Source organism: Neisseria sp. P0021.S005 (assembly GCF_051956955.1).
Map to the genome: position 1 here is coordinate 1 of NZ_JBQCWY010000619.1, position 1,823 is coordinate 1,823.

Below are 1,823 nucleotides of genomic sequence, written 5' to 3' on the forward strand. Positions count from 1 at the left end.
CGGATGCGTACAGGTTGATCAGCTTTTACAGCTTGGAAGTCGATGTGTTGAACTTCGCGACGGAATGGGTGCATTTGGAAGTCACGCACGATAACGTCTTTAGTTTCACCGTTCAAAGACAGTTTAATCAAAGCAGTATGGAAAGATTCTTTTTCCAATGCGTAGAATACAGTTTTGTGGTCTACAGCGATAGCAACAGGCTCTTGACCTTCACCATACAGAATGCCAGGGATTTGGCCTTCGCGACGCAGGCGGCGGCTCGCACCAGTGCCTTGGGCTTCGCGAACAGAGGCTTGAATTTCGTAAGTCATGTTTAATACTCCAATTTAGATAAAATCGTCGTCATCGGCCGCGACCAGCTTAAGACGACATCGGGTTATGGCAGCAACATGCCGCCAATCATCACATCTTCATTGAAAAGATATGAGACGGATTCTTCATTGCTAATACGGCGTACCGTTTCAGCCAGCAAACCGGCAATGGTAACTTGACGGATGCGTTCACATTTTTTAGCTGCTTCAGACAACGGAATCGTATCTGTCACAACTACTTGGTCAATTTCGGAAGAAGCAATTCGATTCACTGCTTCACCGGAGAATACTGCATGGCTAGCGTATGCCAGTACACGTTCTGCACCGCGCTCTTTCAGGGCTACAGCCGCTTTACACAAGGTGTTTGCCGTATCGATCATATCATCTACGATCAAGCAAGTACGGCCTTGAATATCGCCAATGATATTCATCACTTCAGCCACGTTGGCTTTAGGACGGCGTTTATCGATAATGGCCAAATCAGCATTTAAAGATTTAGCAACAGCACGTGCACGTACAACACCACCGATATCAGGACTGACAACAGTCAGATTGTCGATACGTTGTTGTTTAATGTCGTTCAACAAAATCGGGGTAGCGTAAATATTATCTACCGGAATATCAAAGAAACCTTGAATTTGGTCGGCATGCAAGTCAACAGTCAATACGCGGTCGATACCTGCGGAGTACAACATATTCGCTACCAATTTAGCAGAAATCGGTACACGAACAGAGCGAGGACGACGATCTTGACGCGCATAGCCAAAGTAAGGAATCGCGGCAGTAATACGACCGGCAGAAGCACGTTTGAGTGCATCGGCCATAGTCAAAATTTCCATCAGGTTATCATTGGTTGGCGCGCAGGTAGGTTGCAAAATAAACACATCGCGACCACGCACATTTTCCAACAATTCAATGGCTACTTCGCCATCAGAGAATTTGGAAACGGTGGCTTCACCGAGTGAAATATCCAAATGTTTGACAACACGTTGTGCCAATTCCGGATTTGCATTACCGGTAAACACCATTAAACTGTCATAAGCAGCCATATCTTCACCTGATTCTAGATTTGATTTACGCTCAGAAAACATTACGCTTCCCTTTGCCCTATGTCTAAGACACTAATTATGCGATTATACGCGTAAAGACGGGTAAAAAAAAGTTTTTCAGCGTTATTGCGCTCTGAGCATAAAAAAGCGTGTAAGAAAACTTACACGCTTTTATTTGGCTGGGGAGGAAGGATTCGAACCTTCGCATGCTGGAATCAAAATCCAGTGTCTTAACCGCTTGACGACTCCCCAATAAAGGGTGTTGGCTGGGGAGGAAGGATTCGAACCTTCGCATGCTGGAATCAAAATCCAGTGTCTTAACCGCTTGACGACTCCCCAACAAAGGGTTTGGCTGGGGAGGAAGGATTCGAACCTTCGCATGCTGGAATCAAAATCCAGTGTCTTAACCGCTTGACGACTCCCCAACTTACTAAATCATATGAAACAGCGGATGAATATCTAA

At 45.4% G+C, this 1,823-nt stretch carries 2 protein-coding genes and 3 tRNA genes; all 5 read right to left on the reverse strand.

All coding sequences use genetic code 11. The features are described from left to right. Positions 1–311 (reverse strand): 50S ribosomal protein L25 (rplY, locus tag ACTHUE_RS17545; protein WP_440347064.1); only part of this gene is annotated, 311 nt, incomplete at its 3' end. Positions 312–376: 65 nt separating this feature from the next. Continuing rightward, complete coding sequence (locus ACTHUE_RS17550; RefSeq protein ID WP_100066646.1) at positions 377–1,360, reverse strand: ribose-phosphate pyrophosphokinase; 984 nt, start codon at positions 1,358–1,360, stop codon at positions 377–379. A 176-nt stretch (positions 1,361–1,536) separates the two neighbouring features. Then, positions 1,537–1,612 (reverse strand) — tRNA-Gln (locus tag ACTHUE_RS17555). Between the two features lie 11 nt (positions 1,613–1,623). Beyond that, a tRNA-Gln gene (locus ACTHUE_RS17560) sits at positions 1,624–1,699 on the reverse strand. Between the two features lie 10 nt (positions 1,700–1,709). Further along, positions 1,710–1,785: transfer RNA gene (locus tag ACTHUE_RS17565), tRNA-Gln, on the reverse strand. Positions 1,786–1,823 lie beyond the last annotated feature (38 nt).